This window comes from Meishania litoralis, assembly GCF_042611095.1.
Classification (GTDB): domain Bacteria; phylum Bacteroidota; class Bacteroidia; order Flavobacteriales; family Flavobacteriaceae; genus Meishania; species Meishania litoralis.
Genome location: NZ_JBHFPV010000001.1, coordinates 1,266,488 through 1,281,816 on the forward strand (window position 1 = coordinate 1,266,488; position 15,329 = coordinate 1,281,816).

Genomic DNA, 15,329 nt, shown 5'->3' on the forward strand with positions numbered 1-15,329 from the left:
AGTGTTTAATCAATGTTTATGAACGGCAAATGTAAGAATTGTTGTTAAAGATTAACAGGGTTATCAACAACTATTTGCTTTTGTACAATGGCACCGAAGAGCAGGCCTCACCATACATAAGGCTTGTTACAATAGGAAGTAATCTATTGGTTATCAATAAATAGGCGTTTGAGGGCACGGGTTTTTTGCTGCAACCTTTGACAATGACCGGCTTACCCTTGAATTCGGACAAGTCGATTTGTTCCAATATGGATTGATATAATGAGGTTTCAAGCACTTCTAAGTCGCCATAAACGGTCCTCTTGGCAAAAGGCTGTAATTTAGTCGCAACCAACATATACGCCCAACCTGGAACAATGGCGTCAGTGGAGCAATATAATGCAATGTATGCACTTTGGTATTGCTCCCAATTATGTTCGGCAACATGTTTCCTAAACTCCTTTTCCCTTAAGATAAGGCCCTCATGTAGCCAGTTTTTTATATCCAGAGAAATACGCTTTCCTTCAGGATAATAATCCTCAAGATCAAAGGTGACCAGCTTGCTCTGGGCAACGCGATTTATGATTTCTTCTGACATGGTAATAAAGGTCTCGACCGAACAATTCTAAAATTATAATAATCCGAGCTCCAATTTAGCCTCTTCGCTCATAAGGTCTTGCGTCCAAGGTGGGTCAAAGGTGATTTCAACCTCGGCATCGGTGACCGAATCCAACGATTTTATTTTTTCCTCCACTTCCACCGGAAGTGTTTCGGCTACGGGACAATTGGGTGATGTCAAGGTCATTAAAATCTTAACTTCATTGTCCTCGTTGACAAATACGTCATAAATCAATCCGAGTTCGTAAATATCTACTGGAATCTCCGGATCATAAATGGTCTTCAAGACCTTTACTATTTTTTCGCCCAATTCTTGGGTATCGATAGTTGTAGCTTCTTCGCTCATCATTTTTATAGTTTAAGGGTTTATGGGTTAATCAGGTCTATGGGCAACTTTCGATATCATCATAAACCAGGCCGAAGGCCAAAGTAGACCATAAACTAATTTAATTGTGTTTGATAGGCAACTGCGTAAAGTTTCAACTGCTTGATCATACTTACCAAACCATTGGCCCTTGTCGGCGACAAATGTTCCTTTAAGCCGATTTCATCAATAAAATCGGTATCCGCATCAATAATATCTTGAGGTTTCTGATTGTTAAAGGCCCGTATCAAAATTGCGATTATTCCCTTGGTAATGATGGCATCGCTATCGGCGGTGAACACCAATTTGTCATCTTCGAGATCGGCATGGACCCAGACCTTACTTTGACAGCCTTTAATGATATAATCATCGGTCTTGTATCGCTCGTCGATCAATGGCAATGATTTTCCCAATTCGATCATATATTCATAACGCTGCATCCAATCTTCGAACATTGAAAATTCATCTACGATCTCGTCTTGTATTTCTTTTATGCCCATGTAATTGAATTTATACAAAAATACGATAAGTAAGTATGGATTTCAATGCTTTAAGGGAATGATAACAAAAGCCTATGCCAGCATGTTTTTTGCTCTACGAACTCCTTCCGTCAAAATATCGACCTCTTCTTTGGTGTTGTAAAAGCTAAAACTGGCACGTACCGTACCGGGAATTTTGTAGAAATCCATTATCGGTTGTGCACAATGATGGCCCGTTCTAACGGCGATTCCTAATTTGTCCAAAATTGAACCGATATCGTATGGATGCAAACCTTCGATATTAAAAGAAATTACAGACGTTTTATTTTGCGATGTTCCATATATCTTAAGTCCGTCGATCGCTAACAATTTTTTTGTGGCATAGTTCAAAAGCTCATGTTCATAGGCCGAAATGGCATCAAATCCGATAGCATTCATATAGTCCAAGGCGGCACCAAAAGCGATTCCGCCACAAATATTGGGCGTACCAGCCTCGAATTTATGGGGTAAATCGGCATAGGTCGTCTTTTCAAAAGTTACCTCGGCGATCATTTCGCCCCCACCCTGGTACGGCGGTAACTTATTAAGCCATTCTTCTTTTCCATAGAGCATACCAACTCCGGTAGGGCCACACATTTTATGGGCGGACACTACGTAAAAATCGACGTTCAGTTTTTGTACATCTGCCTTGATATGGGGAGCGGCCTGTGCCCCATCGATCAATACTGTGGCATCGACCTGATGTGCCATATCAATGATTTGCTCAATAGGATTAATGGTTCCCAAAGCATTCGATACATGGTTGCAAAAAACCAATTTGGTGTTTTTGGAGAGTAATTCGCCATAAGCATCCATCAGTAACTCTCCTTCCTCGTTCATTGGGATAACCTTTAAAACGGCTCCCGTACGTTCACAAAGCATTTGCCAAGGCACAATGTTAGAATGGTGCTCCATGGCCGATACCAAAATCTCATCCCCTTTTTTCAAGATGGAAGAAAAACCGTTCGCGACGAGATTTATTCCGTGGGTGGTACCCGATGTGAAAATGATTTCATGGGGTTTGTCCGCATTGAAATGTTTTTGAATCTTTTGTCGTGCTTGCTCGTATTTATCGGTCGCTTCTTGCGATAAGGCATGAACGCCGCGATGAATATTGGCATTATAATTCGAATAATACTCGACGATACAATCGATTACCTGTTTCGGCGTCTGCGAAGTAGCGGCATTGTCGAGATAGACCAAGGGTTTGCCATTGACCTCTCGATTTAGTATCGGAAAATCTTGGCGTACAACCTGGACATCAAATACAATTGTCTCACTCATCTATAATTCATAAATCAAACCCAAGGTTTACCCCTAACTTTTTGGCAATCAACTTATTGATCCGCGTTTTAAGTTCTGGAATGCGAACACTTGCCAAAACGTTGTTCGCAAAGGCATACATCAAAAGTGCACGGGCCTCTTTTTTAGGAATACCCCTAGATTGAAGATAGAATAAGGCTTCCTCATCCAATTGCCCGATGGTACAGCCGTGCGAACACTTCACGTCATCGGCGAAAATCTCTAGTTGTGGCTTTGTATTTATGGTAGCCTTATCACTGATCAGAATGTTGTTGTTCTGTTGAAATGCATTGGTCTTTTGTGCAATCTTATCAACGATGATCTTACCGTTGAAAACCCCAGTGGAATTCTCTCCATAGATACCTTTATAGTCTTGATGGCTTTCGCAATTCGGTTGAATATGATGTACCAAGGTATGGTGATCGACATGTTGCTTTTCGCCCAATATGGTCACTCCTTTCATCGTCGAGTCGATATGCTCGCCATTTTGGTAAAAATTCAGGTTGTTTCGTGTCAGCTTTCCTCCGAATGAAAAAGTATGCACTTTTACAACACTTTTATCCTTTTGGTCGATATATGTATTATCTATCAAAGAAGCCGTACCCACATTGTTCTGAACCTTATAATAATCGATGATAGCATTTTTGGCCGCAAAAATCTCAGTGACCGAATTGGTGAGTACTTCATTGCTTGTCAAGCTCTGATGTCTCTCAATAACCTGAAGTTCTGCATTCTCTTCTACAATAATCAAATTACGCGGCTGCAACATCAAAGTCGCCTCATTGCCCGTGGCAAAGTGAAGAATCTCCACAGGTTTCTTCGGCATTTTGTTTTTCGGAATGTAGATATAGGCCCCCTCTCTACTAAAAGCTGTGTTCAAGGTGGTCAACGAATCATCTTTAGAAGCTATCTTATTGAAATATACATCTATTACGGGCTTGTACATCGGCTTGGTCAATGCCGAGCTCATCAAACAAATATCAACCCCATCGTGTGTGGTCTCTGACAAGAATGAACTATAGATACCATCTACGAAAACTATCTTGTAGGTATCAATTTCATTCACGAAATACTTCTTGACATCTTTGTAGTCGAGCGCATTAACCTCTTTTGGAAAAATACTGAAATCGACCTTCTGCAGGTTATTCAACGAGGTGTATTTCCAAGCCTCTTGCTTTTTAGATGGAAACCCCTTTAATTCAAAGTTCTTCATAGCCTCGGTACGCACGTCGTGAACAGGACTATCGATATCGACATTGTTCTCGAACATCATGAACGATGAAATAAGTTTGTCCTTTAAATCCATAATAATATTCCTCTACTTTTAATCGCGTTATACCGAAACCTCTTGTTTGATCCAGTCATACCCTTTTTCCTCGAGTTCCAATGCCAATTCCTTGCCGCCCGACTTCACGATCTTACCATCGTGCAATACGTGTACAAAGTCGGGAACGATATACTCCAAAAGCCTTTGGTAATGGGTAATGACGATAACCGCGTTTTCTTTACTCTTGAGTTTATTGACCCCGTTGGCAACGATGCGCAGGGCATCGATGTCAAGGCCTGAATCGGTTTCATCCAATATGGCCAATTTAGGCTCCAACATGGCCATTTGAAAAATCTCGTTCCGTTTTTTCTCCCCACCAGAAAATCCTTCATTCAAAGAACGGGACAAAAATTTCCTGTCGATTTCAAGTAGTTCCGATTTCTCACGAATGAGCTTCAGCATCTGGTTGGCGGGCATATCTTCCAAACCCCTTGCCTTTCTTGATTCGTTGATGGCCGTTTTCATGAAGTTGGTCACCGAAACCCCAGGAATCTCGACCGGATATTGAAAGGACAGAAAAATTCCCTTATGCGCCCTTTCCTCCGGGGACGTATCCTCCAAATCTTCCCCATCGAGGGCTATCGTACCTTCGGTAACTTCAAATTCTTCCTTTCCGGCAATAACAGAAGCCAAAGTACTTTTGCCTGAACCGTTCGGTCCCATAATGGCATGTACTTCCCCTGCCTTTACCTCAAGGTCGATACCATTCAATATTTCATTACCTTCTACCCCTGCGTGCAGGTTCGCAATCTTTAGCATGTTCTTTTCTATTTTAAATATTCGGGTGCCTTTGGCATTTTATCAAAATCTTCCCTTGAATGTTGTAGGTAGACCGTTGCGTTCTTTTCTTTGGCAAAAGCCTCGAACCTATCCATACTCTCACTGGTTTGTTTTACATCATAATTAAAAATCGGGATTCTTCTGAACTCTCTATTTTCGGAAAAATGATACAGGTCGCCCGATAATAGCAAGGGGCCGTGTTCCGCCAGATCAAGGTACAATACTTGATGGCCGGGAGTATGCCCGGGCATCGACTTAATGACTACCGTACCGTCTCCAAAAACATCATGGTCACCATTCAATTTTTCGATGTTGGTCAACTCTTTAATAGCATTGTAGATATCGGCATTGTTCTTTTGGGTCTCCTCGCTGGTGATAAAGTCGTATTCGGCTTCTTGCACCAGCCAAACGGCATCTTTGAACCTGTTCGCATGACCACTGTGGTCAAAATGCGTATGTGATAAAGCAATGTATTTGATATCTTCAGGAGCCAACCCAATAGATCTCAATTGATTCACTACCGAGTCTTTTCGTGACACCGTGAAAGCCCCGCTTGGGTCGGTATAAGGCTCTGGCATCTGGATCAATTGTTCAGGTAGGCCGGCATCCCACATGAGATTGCCCTTGGGGTGCTTGATTACGTAGAACGCATCGGCGAACACTTTTGACTGGCCCTGATATGTCGTGTCTTGCGAAAAAAGTTGCAATTGATTTACCTGAACGGTACCTCCATCAAAAGCATATAGTTGAACTTCCGTTTTTTCCTCGTTTTCAGTTACCAAAGAGGTTTCAGACCTTTCCTTTTGAGTTTCCTTGCACGCAAGGAAAGCAACTAAGCTTACTATTGTTAAAATGTATTTTTTCATTCTTCTGTTGTTGTTCTAGCACGGTAAGAATATTTATGACGACCACTCGACCGCGCTCGAGTGAACACCTGCAATTTGACTTTAGCCTACTGAACCTTCCAAGCTTATTTCCAACAATTTTTGGGCTTCTACTGCAAATTCCATTGGGAGTTTGTTCAAAACTTCCTTGCTAAATCCGTTTACGATCAATGCAATCGCCTTTTCGGTATCGATGCCCCTTTGGTTGCAATAGAAAATCTGATCTTCACCGATCTTGCTCGTTGTGGCCTCGTGCTCTATTTGGGCGGTCTTGTTTTTCGCTTCGATATACGGAAATGTATGCGCCCCACATTCATTGCCCATAAGCAATGAATCGCATTGCGAAAAATTTCTTGCATTCTTGGCGCGACTGTTGACCTGTACCAAACCACGATAACTATTCTGTGATTTTCCGGCTGAAATACCTTTGGATATAATGGTGCTTTTGGTGTTCTTGCCCAGATGAATCATTTTGGTGCCGGTGTCGGCCTGTTGATAATTGTTCGTTACTGCGATGGAATAAAACTCCCCGATCGAATTATCCCCTTTTAGGATGCAGGAAGGATATTTCCAGGTCACTGCCGAACCGGTCTCGACCTGGGTCCATGATATCTTTGCGTTTTTCTCGCATAACCCCCTTTTGGTCACAAAATTGAAGACCCCGCCTTTACCTTCCTTGTCTCCGGGAAACCAGTTTTGTACCGTTGAGTATTTTATCTCGGCGTTATCAAGGGCAATAAGTTCGACCACGGCAGCGTGCAATTGGTTCTCATCACGGGATGGTGCCGTACAACCTTCCAAGTAACTGACATAACTGCCTTCGTCAGCGATGACCAAAGTTCGCTCGAACTGCCCCGTGCCTGCCTGATTGATCCTGAAATAAGTCGAAAGTTCCATCGGACATCTCACGCCTTTGGGAATATAACAGAAACTGCCATCGGAAAAAACGGCCGAATTCAAGGCCGCATAAAAATTATCTTTTTGGGGCACAACGGTACCAATATACTTCTTGACCAGTTCAGGGTATTCTTTTATAGCTTCTGAAATGGACATAAAAATTATGCCTTTCTCGGCCAATGTCTTTTTGAATGTGGTCGCCACGGAAACGGAATCCATCACGATATCTACGGCCACCCCGGCCAATTTCTTTTGTTCTTCCAATGAAATACCCAATCTTTTGAAAGTATCCAACAATTCGGGATCCACCTCATCAAGACTGTTGTATTTCGGTTTTTTATTGGGAGCGGAATAATACGAAATGTCTTGAAAATCTGGTTTTTTGTACGTGACATTGGCCCATTCGGGTTCTTCCATTTCACTCCAAATTCTAAAAGCCTCGAGGCGCCATTCGGTCATCCAGTCGGGCTCTTCCTTCTTTTTTGAAATAGCGATGACAATATCTTCATTCAATCCCTTCGGAAGGGTATCTGATTCGATATCGGTATAGAAACCATATTCGTATTCCTTGGTCTCGAGTTCTTTTTTTAATTCTTCCTCTGTATATGCCATAGGCTTAAGTCAAAAGTCAAAAAGATAAAGAGTCAATACCCTGCTCTCTTATTGACATATTTGATATAGTTTGCTAATTGTTTCGATATATTCGTTACTTGAGTTTTCAAATCGGCCAAATCGCTGTTCTCAAAATATCCTACCTCAACCATTAAATTGAACAAGTTTCTGACTTCGCCTGCCGAACCTTTTGAAAAATACAAGTACCTTATCAACTCCTTGTCCGTTTCCCTTTCAAAACCTTCTGAAATATTATTCGAAATTGAAATAGTTGCTCTTCTTACTTGGTCAACCATCGCAAAGTCGTTTTTCAAAGGCCTCTTTTCCAATAACTTGTACACTTCTCCCGTAAATATGATAGTCGCTTTGTAAACTTCCAAATCTTCGAAAGAACTATACATTTTTACTTTTTCTCATTGCACTTTAACTTTTTTACTTCTATCTACAGTGAAAAACTTTCCCCGCAACCACATGTACGCTGGGCATTCGGATTATTGAACACAAACCCCTTGCCGTTAAGTCCGCCTGAATATTCCAAGGTCGTGCCCACTAGATATAGAAAACTCTTTTTGTCGACGATGATGCGCACATCGTTGTCTTCAAAGATCTTATCTGCCTCCCCTATCTTGTCGTCAAACTTGAGTTCGTAAGAAAGTCCGCTGCAACCGCCACTTTTTACACCCACACGTACATAAGCCTTGGTAGCGTCAAAACCTTCCTCAGTCATCAGGCCGATAACCTTCTTCTTCGCCGTTTCAGAAACTTGTATCATTATTTGGTACGATTCTAAATAGTTTACAAATATATAGCATTAGTAGGGTTTTACCGCATTTACTAACATTATTATAACGTATTGAAATATAAGATTTTGTTATGGTAGTAGTTACCTAAGAAAAAGAAAGTGACTTATCTGATTTTCATTACTATCAGGTCGGTCTTTCCCCTATTTTGAAGATCAGGAAAATCGGAGCTTGAGGTCTCCCCGACGACGATAATACTTTTGTCGGAATTTTCTAAAGTGTCGAACCCGAAGTCGACTCCCGAACCTCCAAAGGTTTTTTGCCAAACCATATGCCCTTCTGAATCGGTTTTCACAAGCCAGATATCATTCTCTCCCTCATTGTGGATTAAATCGACATCATTGCTTTTTGAATTTCCGGTGACCATAAAGCCTCCATCGGAACAGGTTCTTACGCTTTGCGCCGCGTCAAACAATGTTCCTCCAAAAGTCCTTTCCCAAACAAGATTGCCCTTATCGTCGATTTTGATCAGCCAAATATCGGATTCGCCGTTATTCTTTGCTACATCGGTATCATTGCTGAAAGTATTGCCCGTTATTACGTAACCATTGTCATTCGTTTTGGCAATATCCTGTGCTATTTCGATACCTGAGCCACCAAAGGAACGTTGCCACAACAAATTGCCATCAACATCGACCTTTACGACCCAAAAATCATAGCTGCCCTTGCTATCGCTTACATCAAAATCTACGCTCTCGGAAAAACCAGTCATTACAAAGCCCCCATCATCGGCCTGTACCACGGCATGGGCCCTATCGTTGTTCGAACCCCCAAAATAACTTCGCCATTCGATATTCCCCATGGCATCGATCTTGGTCCCCCAGAATTCACCTACTCCATGGCGGGTAAGCGAGCTTCCTTTTTCATTGTATCCGTCAGCCCTGGCCAATGTTATATCCAAAAATCCCACGAAGAAAAATCCCCCATCTTCGGTTTGTAGGATATCGTAGGAGTGATCGTGACCCGAAAAACCGTAACTTCTCTCCCATTCGATACTACCTTGGGCATTCAACTTGATTATCCAATTGTCATGAAATCCTTCATTGTTGCTTCCATCGCCATCCGCACTTTGGGCATATCCGGTCAAAGCGAATCCTCCATCTGAGGTCTGCACCAAACTTTGTCCTAGATCTTGCCCGCTTCCACCATAGGTTCTGTTCCATTCAAGATCACCCATAGCGTCGAACTTAAGCAACCAATAATCATCGACGGGAAGGTTTTTGAAGTCAAGGTCGCCATCAACGCTATTCGTATACCCCAAAACGGCAAAACCGCCATCTGAAGTGCCAATTATCTTACGTGCCGTTTCTTCACCTGAACCGCCAAAACGCTTCACCCATTCTAGTTCGCCAATAAAAGCGACCTCTGAACGGCCATCAAAATTTTCGCTATCCGTAGAACAAGAAATTAGCACAAAAAGTAATGGAATGAAAAGGCATTTGTTCATGAATTCGACTTTTTGACCACAAAAAGGCCGCGGTTGATATCGCTGACAATGATCTTACCGCTTTCAAAATAAGGATACACACTCCAAACACCATTAAAACCAGCGGTATTAGAGGTAGGGAAGGTATCGAAAAACCCTGCTTGCACAATCGATTTTGCATCAATGCCGGAAATATCAAGTACGCGTATGCCTGCCGTATAATTGGCCAGATAATATTCATCGCCCTTTACGTAACCGTTATGATCGATCGCCGAGACTGGGCCAGTGTATTCCGTGTGTAGTACGGGATTGTCCAAATCGGTAAAATCAAAGACCAACGTACGCGTATTGGTGCCAAAGTTTATTTCATCAAGTTCGTCTCCTAGTATGAAATAACGTTGGTCTTCTGTAAACCACCCTTGGTGTGTATAGGCCCTGTTACCGTAAGACAAGGAAGAAATTTCGACAGGATTGTCCTTATCGGTCACGTCGGCAATTATTACATTGGTCTCGTTCGCCCCGATATAGATTTCAGAGCCTGTATAATCTGTATCGGGGCCATTATAGGTAACTACTTGTGCATCATGTGAGTATCCACTGGCACCGTAGCCCCCCACCGGCACAGGGTTCTTAGGGTCTTGAATATCAATGAAATGTGCCCCGCCCTGAAAGGCATCTCCCCGATTGGTGCCGACCACATAGGCAAAACCGGTATCTTCATTGATAACAATATTATGGGCCCTTCCCAAACCGGTATAATGTGCATCGGCATCAAAAGTCTGGGGCGGGTTTGCCACATCGCGCAAGCGGGTCAAATCAAATACTTGCATACCATGGGCATCGTCACCCGAATTATTGTCCGCTACAACAAAGGCATGGTCTTGATGAACTTTAATGTCTCTCCACGTATCGGAGACCGTGGCGGTTGGCAGCTTGCCCAAATAGATTAAATTTTCGGTATCCGATATATCGATGAAGGCGGTTCCGTTGTCCAGTCCCATCAATGCGTACTCTTTTCCTGTGGTTACATCGGTCCAACCCCAAATATCATTGGCGGCCCGGGCGCTGAAATCGGCCAAAGGAATCTGCCCCAAAAGATCAAATCCCTCACAGGGGTATTCACCTGCCTTACCATTATCACAGGGTTTGAAGGCCGTTTCGACTTGATTGCCTTCGCCCTCTATACCATTATCGTCCGCAACGGGGTTTTCTTGGTCATTGGAGCATCCTGAGAAATAGAATAGTATGACTACCAGCAAGACAATTGATCTTTTCATTTATTTAAAAATTTGTATTAATCTAAAAATGAGTATAATAAAAATTTTATGCATAAATCAACCGCTGCGCTTTCGCATAAAAAATTTAATTATTTCGGTTGGTATGCAAAAAATTAAATTTGCTTATGCTCATTTCATAGCATTGAAATTGAATTCGTTAGGTCAAAGATAATGATTCGGTAATATTGTCCCCTAAAATTTTGGAGGCATCTACCTTCAATCCAATAGAATTGATTATCTTGATGCTCACTTTTTTAAACTGTTAAACCGTATAGCTTTATGCCTAAAAAGAAGACCGAACCAATGAACAAATCACGAAGAACTTTTGTCAAGAATTCTGGACTGGCCGCAGCTGGATTCATGATCGTGCCTAGACACGTATTGGGAGGCCAGGGTTTCGTGCCCCCTAGCGACAAACTGAATATTGCCGGTATCGGGGCCGGCGGAAAGGGAACAAGCGATATCGCATCTTTTGCCGAGAGTCCGAATGTCAATATCGTTGCCCTTTGTGATGTAGATGACAGACAGGCCGTAAAATCGCGCGAATCTTTTCCAAAGGCGAGCTACTACCACGACTTTAGAAAAATGCTCGAAAAGGAAAAGGACAATATCGATGCGGTATCGGTATCGACACCGGACCATAACCACGCCGTGGCGGCCTATCAGGCCATGGCCATGGGCAAGCACGTCTACGTTCAAAAACCGCTTACCCATGATATTTGGGAGGCCAGAATGCTGACCGAGGCCGCAAAAGAATTCAAGGTCGTCACCCAAATGGGGAATCAAGGCGGTTCCGGGGACGGTGTTCGAAAAATGAAGGAAATCTATGATACGGGCATCATTGGTGAGGTACATACGGTAAAATGCTGGACAAACCGTGCCATTTGGCCACAAGCACTGCAAACACCGACGAAAAAAAATAAAATTCCCAAAGGTCTGGATTGGGACCTGTGGCTCGGTACCGCCAAAATGAGGGATTACAACGATGCCTATTTACCATTCGACTGGAGGGGCTGGTCAGACTTCGGCACAGGAGCCCTCGGCGATATGGCCTGTCATATTATGGATCCCGTATATCGAATACTTCCCATTCTCTATCCAAATAGTGTGGAATGTAGTGTCTCAGACTCTTTTATCGGTAATTTTCAGTATAAGGAGTACCCAGGAAGTTTTCCGAATTCTAGTAAGATACATCTAAGCTATCCGAGAACCGACGGAATGGGCACTGTAAAAGTTACTTGGATGGATGGTGGACTACTCCCCGAGCGACCCGACGAAATGGGCGATGACGAAGCGTTGGGCAACTGGGACGGCGGTGTGCTCTTTATCGGTACCAAAGGGAAATTGTTGGCCGATTGTTACGGGGCCAACCCTAGGCTATTGCCTTTGACACTCAACGAACAATTTGAAGTCGAGGAAACCATCGCAAGGGTTCCCGAGGGGCACTACCTTCAATGGGTAAATGCCTGTATCGCAGGTTATGGCAATGCCGAGACCAGCTCATCGTTCGACTATGCCGGACCTTTCACCGAAAGCATCCTTATCGGTAATTTGGCGCTAAAAGCCTATTTCGAAGAAGATCCCACAATAGAAAATACGGGCTTCTGGGGCAGTGGTGCCCGCTACTACGGTAGAAAGCGCCTACTTTGGGATGCCGAGAATATGAAAATTACCAATTTCGAACCTGCCAACAAATATGTAAAACGCACGTACCGAGATGGTTATTCTTTAGGATAAGTCTTCTGCAATTAAGAATATCAAAACCGGGGATTGATGTCTTCGGTTTTTTTTATTCATGAATTTTGTATTTACACCTTACTTTTGTGCCATGCTAGAAGACAAAAATCAAGAACGCACCTCTTTGGAAAAACTGGGTGAATTCGGACTTATAGACCATCTCACCCAAAATTTCCAGATTCAAAACGAATCGACTTTAAAAGGCATCGGGGACGATGCCGCAATACTTGACTTTGGTGACAAAAAGGCCGTCGTTACCACAGACTTGCTTATTGAGGGGATTCACTTCGACCTCAGCTATATGCCCTTGAAACATTTGGGCTATAAGGCCGTAATGGTAAATCTCTCCGATGTATATGCCATGAATGCCCAAGCGACGCAGATTACGGTGTCCATAGCAGCTTCGAACCGCTTCCCGCTGGAGGCTTTGGAAGAATTGTATGCGGGAATTCTGCTGGCGACCAAAACCTATGGGGTCGATTTGATCGGAGGCGATACGACATCGTCACAAACAGGATTACTGATCAGCATCACCGCACTGGGGGAAGCATCCGAAGAAAAAATAACCTACCGAGACGGAGCCAAACCCAATGATCTTTTGGTCGTCACAGGCGACCTTGGCGGAGCTTATCTAGGCCTACAGGTACTGGAGCGCGAAAAAGAGGTTTTTAAGGTAAACCCAAACAACCAGCCCGACCTTGAACCCTATTCGTACATTGTCGAACGACAATTAAAACCAGAGGCTCGAAAAGACATGGTCAAACTTTTGAACGACCTGAACGTCAAACCTACGGCGATGATCGATATCAGCGATGGGCTTTCCTCAGAAATCTTGCATCTCTGCAAGAACAGCAAGGTAGGATGTAATTTGTTCGAGGAGAAAATTCCATTGGATCCCACGGTCATTTCGGCCTGTGAAGAGTTCAAATTGGACAGCACGACCGTAGCCCTCAATGGCGGTGAAGATTACGAACTGTTGTTCACGATCGATCAAAGTGATTTCGACAGGATCAAGGGCAATCCGAATTTAACGGTAATCGGGCACATGACCGATATCGCCGATGGGGCTCATTTGATCTCAAGGGCCAATACCAAAATACCGTTGACGGCTCAGGGATGGAATTCTTTCGATCCACCCAAATAGAATTGATATGGCAGGTATGGTAAAATCGGCCCGTTATTTATCCATTTTGTTCTTGATATTGTCACTTTTGGGATGTGCTCCTATTCCCAAACTCTCAAAAGAACAGAGACGAACAATCAGATCGGTACTTAAAACGGCCCCGCCAGAGGTCGTCAAAGGGCAAACCGGTTATGCGGTCAACGACGGAAACAAAATATGGTACGAGCAAATACCTGCAAAAACGAATAAAAAGGGCACGGTGCTTTTGATTATGGGCAACGGACAAGATGCCTTGGCCTGGCCGCCCGATTTTATTTCATATTTTAACGATGCCGGTTATGAGATAATACGGTTCGACCATCGAGGCACAGGTCTTTCTTCCTACGTCAAAAAGTGGAAAAAGTTGGATCCGTACACCTTGAACGATATGGCCGACGATGCCATTGCCATACTTGACACGCTCGCTATTGAAAAAGCACATATCGTAGGTGCCTCAATGGGAGGGATGATCGCACAGCTAATCGCCATAGAACACCCCGAAAGATCTGCTACCCTGACATCGATAATGTCATCGGGGCATGTCATGGATGATAAATTGCCCCCCATGTCAAACGAAGTACTACCAAAAATGATAAGCGCTGTATTGAACCATGGATTTTTTGGAAACAAGAAAGGACAGATCAAGCGCCAAATCGTTCAAAAAAGAATACTGATGGGCGGTGCAACCGGTGAAATCGATGTCAAGACCTTGACTGAAGTTTCATATTACAATCTAAAGAAACGCGACGGTTACAATCTAATGGCCGCCCGACACCATTTTGCGGCAATTCTATTATCAGGTTCGCGATATGATCAATTGAGCAATTTGAAAATTCCCGTATTGTTGGTCCATGGGGAAAAGGATCCCGTGATGCCCATCGAACACAGTAAAAAGTTGGATTCGATCATACCCGGTTCGACACATCTGTGGATCGAGAATATGGGTCATGACCTGCCCGATGAAGCGATACCGGAAATAACGGCCAAGATAATTTCGAACTTAACAAGAAAAGAAGATTGAGCCAATGGGCAAATTTCCCTTAGGGCAGAACATATTCCAATAAAAAAATTCCCGAAAATCAAGGGCAATCCTAACTTAACTATTGTGGGGCATACGACAGTTGAGAACGAAGGTGCTTTCTTAATTTCCAGGAATAACTTTTGAATTCCGCAACAGTTGTTACCTGAATTCTATTGCCAAAGCATAATTAGGCCGCATTGCCAGCGGCTTGATGTCTCTTTTGATATATAATCTCCAATGTTTTGTTGATATCCTGCAATTCGGGGGTGAGGGTCGATAAATGTCCACCGACATCGGTGGTCACTTCCCTTCCACAATGGATGCATTTATATTCTTTGATGTGTGAGGTAACTTTCTTTGACACCGCATAGTGGTGGCCAAAAATATTGCAAAATACTTTCTTCATGATGTAGGTTTTACATTGCATTTTCGGGATTTGGGGGCCGTAGATGCAACAAACAAAAAATCAGTTTATGGGTTCGAAATGGTTCATGTCACATTTCTTTTTAAAGAACGCCTCCCTACTGTCTTTTATTGGGTCTTTCATAGTGTTCCGTCCATATTTTCGATGAACGGCATTTTTTTCGATGAACTGTGCCATAACGCCGATGATGGACACGTATAA

The 15,329-nt window shown here is 43.2% G+C and carries 17 protein-coding genes; 3 read left to right on the forward strand and 14 right to left on the reverse strand.

The annotated features are described in order from the left end of the window. Positions 1-70: 70 nt before the first annotated feature. The 12 genes from ACEZ3G_RS05675 to ACEZ3G_RS05730 form a co-directional block, all read right to left on the reverse strand. The gene (locus tag ACEZ3G_RS05675; RefSeq protein WP_432424478.1) at positions 71-577 is read right to left on the reverse strand and encodes a DUF2480 family protein; all 507 of its coding nucleotides are present in this window, start codon (positions 575-577) and stop codon (positions 71-73) included. A gap of 33 nt (positions 578-610) precedes the next feature. Further along, positions 611-943 (reverse strand): SUF system Fe-S cluster assembly protein, encoded by a 333-nt coding sequence (locus ACEZ3G_RS05680; RefSeq protein WP_432425149.1) that lies wholly within the window; start codon positions 941-943, stop codon positions 611-613. A gap of 95 nt (positions 944-1,038) precedes the next feature. Continuing rightward, positions 1,039-1,461, reverse strand: a complete 423-nt coding sequence (locus tag ACEZ3G_RS05685) for a SufE family protein (RefSeq protein ID WP_432424479.1) — start codon at positions 1,459-1,461, stop codon at positions 1,039-1,041. 72 nt (positions 1,462-1,533) lie between these two features. Beyond that, the gene (locus tag ACEZ3G_RS05690; protein WP_432424480.1) at positions 1,534-2,763 is read right to left on the reverse strand and encodes an aminotransferase class V-fold PLP-dependent enzyme; all 1,230 of its coding nucleotides are present in this window, start codon (positions 2,761-2,763) and stop codon (positions 1,534-1,536) included. A 7-nt stretch (positions 2,764-2,770) separates the two neighbouring features. Further along, entirely contained in the window at positions 2,771-4,087 is a 1,317-nt protein-coding gene (gene sufD, locus ACEZ3G_RS05695; RefSeq protein WP_432424481.1) for a Fe-S cluster assembly protein SufD, read from the reverse strand. A gap of 27 nt (positions 4,088-4,114) precedes the next feature. Continuing rightward, complete coding sequence (gene sufC / locus ACEZ3G_RS05700) at positions 4,115-4,867, reverse strand: Fe-S cluster assembly ATPase SufC (protein WP_432424482.1); 753 nt, start codon at positions 4,865-4,867, stop codon at positions 4,115-4,117. Positions 4,868-4,875: 8 nt separating this feature from the next. Further along, positions 4,876-5,754 (reverse strand): N-acyl homoserine lactonase family protein, encoded by an 879-nt coding sequence (locus ACEZ3G_RS05705; protein WP_432424483.1) that lies wholly within the window; start codon positions 5,752-5,754, stop codon positions 4,876-4,878. A gap of 81 nt (positions 5,755-5,835) precedes the next feature. Then, a complete protein-coding gene (sufB, locus tag ACEZ3G_RS05710; protein ID WP_432424484.1) occupies positions 5,836-7,281 on the reverse strand; it encodes a Fe-S cluster assembly protein SufB in 1,446 nt (481 codons plus the stop codon). 32 nt (positions 7,282-7,313) lie between these two features. Continuing rightward, positions 7,314-7,682 carry a four helix bundle protein gene (locus tag ACEZ3G_RS05715; protein ID WP_432424485.1) on the reverse strand — a complete coding sequence of 123 codons (369 nt, stop codon included), beginning with the start codon at positions 7,680-7,682 and terminating at the stop codon, positions 7,314-7,316. Positions 7,683-7,723: 41 nt separating this feature from the next. Continuing rightward, on the reverse strand, positions 7,724-8,053 hold the full coding sequence (locus ACEZ3G_RS05720) for a HesB/IscA family protein (RefSeq protein ID WP_432424486.1): 330 nt from the start codon (positions 8,051-8,053) through the stop codon (positions 7,724-7,726). 134 nt (positions 8,054-8,187) lie between these two features. Then, entirely contained in the window at positions 8,188-9,528 is a 1,341-nt protein-coding gene (locus ACEZ3G_RS05725; RefSeq protein ID WP_432424487.1) for a hypothetical protein, read from the reverse strand. Continuing rightward, positions 9,525-10,784: a choice-of-anchor B family protein gene (locus tag ACEZ3G_RS05730; protein WP_432424488.1), complete on the reverse strand. Its 1,260-nt coding sequence runs from the start codon at positions 10,782-10,784 to the stop codon at positions 9,525-9,527. The genes ACEZ3G_RS05725 and ACEZ3G_RS05730 overlap by 4 nt, the downstream gene beginning before the upstream one ends. A 279-nt stretch (positions 10,785-11,063) precedes the next feature. Between ACEZ3G_RS05730 and ACEZ3G_RS05735 the strand changes: the two genes are divergently transcribed. The 3 genes from ACEZ3G_RS05735 to ACEZ3G_RS05745 all read left to right on the forward strand — a co-directional run bounded on the left by ACEZ3G_RS05735 (position 11,064) and on the right by ACEZ3G_RS05745 (position 14,704). Next, complete coding sequence (locus ACEZ3G_RS05735; RefSeq protein ID WP_432424489.1) at positions 11,064-12,521, forward strand: Gfo/Idh/MocA family protein; 1,458 nt, start codon at positions 11,064-11,066, stop codon at positions 12,519-12,521. A gap of 91 nt (positions 12,522-12,612) precedes the next feature. After that, a complete protein-coding gene (gene thiL, locus ACEZ3G_RS05740; RefSeq protein WP_432424490.1) occupies positions 12,613-13,665 on the forward strand; it encodes a thiamine-phosphate kinase in 1,053 nt (350 codons plus the stop codon). Between the two features lie 7 nt (positions 13,666-13,672). Continuing rightward, positions 13,673-14,704, forward strand: a complete 1,032-nt coding sequence (locus ACEZ3G_RS05745) for an alpha/beta fold hydrolase (protein WP_432424491.1) — start codon at positions 13,673-13,675, stop codon at positions 14,702-14,704. 187 nt (positions 14,705-14,891) lie between these two features. Here the strand turns inward: ACEZ3G_RS05745 and ACEZ3G_RS05750 are convergent, their stop codons facing one another. Together ACEZ3G_RS05750 and ACEZ3G_RS05755 are read right to left on the reverse strand one after the other, a co-directional pair. Continuing rightward, positions 14,892-15,110 carry a hypothetical protein gene (locus tag ACEZ3G_RS05750; protein ID WP_432424492.1) on the reverse strand — a complete coding sequence of 73 codons (219 nt, stop codon included), beginning with the start codon at positions 15,108-15,110 and terminating at the stop codon, positions 14,892-14,894. 60 nt (positions 15,111-15,170) lie between these two features. Continuing rightward, positions 15,171-15,323 carry a hypothetical protein gene (locus ACEZ3G_RS05755; protein ID WP_432424493.1) on the reverse strand — a complete coding sequence of 51 codons (153 nt, stop codon included), beginning with the start codon at positions 15,321-15,323 and terminating at the stop codon, positions 15,171-15,173. Positions 15,324-15,329 lie beyond the last annotated feature (6 nt).

Bases quoted from the DNA above. Each gene is read 5' to 3' on its own strand.
- ACEZ3G_RS05685 (WP_432424479.1), bottom strand. From the start codon at position 1,461: ATGGGCATAAAAGAAATACAAGACGAGATCGTAGATGAATTTTCAATG.
- sufC (WP_432424482.1), bottom strand. From the start codon at position 4,867: ATGCTAAAGATTGCGAACCTGCACGCAGGGGTAGAAGGTAATGAAATA.
- ACEZ3G_RS05735 (WP_432424489.1), top strand. From the start codon at position 11,064: ATGCCTAAAAAGAAGACCGAACCAATGAACAAATCACGAAGAACTTTT.
- ACEZ3G_RS05720 (WP_432424486.1), bottom strand. From the start codon at position 8,053: ATGATACAAGTTTCTGAAACGGCGAAGAAGAAGGTTATCGGCCTGATG.
- ACEZ3G_RS05725 (WP_432424487.1), bottom strand. From the start codon at position 9,528: ATGAACAAATGCCTTTTCATTCCATTACTTTTTGTGCTAATTTCTTGT.
- ACEZ3G_RS05680 (WP_432425149.1), bottom strand. From the start codon at position 943: ATGAGCGAAGAAGCTACAACTATCGATACCCAAGAATTGGGCGAAAAA.
- ACEZ3G_RS05690 (WP_432424480.1), bottom strand. From the start codon at position 2,763: ATGAGTGAGACAATTGTATTTGATGTCCAGGTTGTACGCCAAGATTTT.
- ACEZ3G_RS05675 (WP_432424478.1), bottom strand. From the start codon at position 577: ATGTCAGAAGAAATCATAAATCGCGTTGCCCAGAGCAAGCTGGTCACC.
- ACEZ3G_RS05705 (WP_432424483.1), bottom strand. From the start codon at position 5,754: ATGAAAAAATACATTTTAACAATAGTAAGCTTAGTTGCTTTCCTTGCG.
- sufD (WP_432424481.1), bottom strand. From the start codon at position 4,087: ATGGATTTAAAGGACAAACTTATTTCATCGTTCATGATGTTCGAGAAC.
- sufB (WP_432424484.1), bottom strand. From the start codon at position 7,281: ATGGCATATACAGAGGAAGAATTAAAAAAAGAACTCGAGACCAAGGAA.
- ACEZ3G_RS05730 (WP_432424488.1), bottom strand. From the start codon at position 10,784: ATGAAAAGATCAATTGTCTTGCTGGTAGTCATACTATTCTATTTCTCA.
- thiL (WP_432424490.1), top strand. From the start codon at position 12,613: ATGCTAGAAGACAAAAATCAAGAACGCACCTCTTTGGAAAAACTGGGT.
- ACEZ3G_RS05750 (WP_432424492.1), bottom strand. From the start codon at position 15,110: ATGAAGAAAGTATTTTGCAATATTTTTGGCCACCACTATGCGGTGTCA.
- ACEZ3G_RS05715 (WP_432424485.1), bottom strand. From the start codon at position 7,682: ATGTATAGTTCTTTCGAAGATTTGGAAGTTTACAAAGCGACTATCATA.
- ACEZ3G_RS05745 (WP_432424491.1), top strand. From the start codon at position 13,673: ATGGCAGGTATGGTAAAATCGGCCCGTTATTTATCCATTTTGTTCTTG.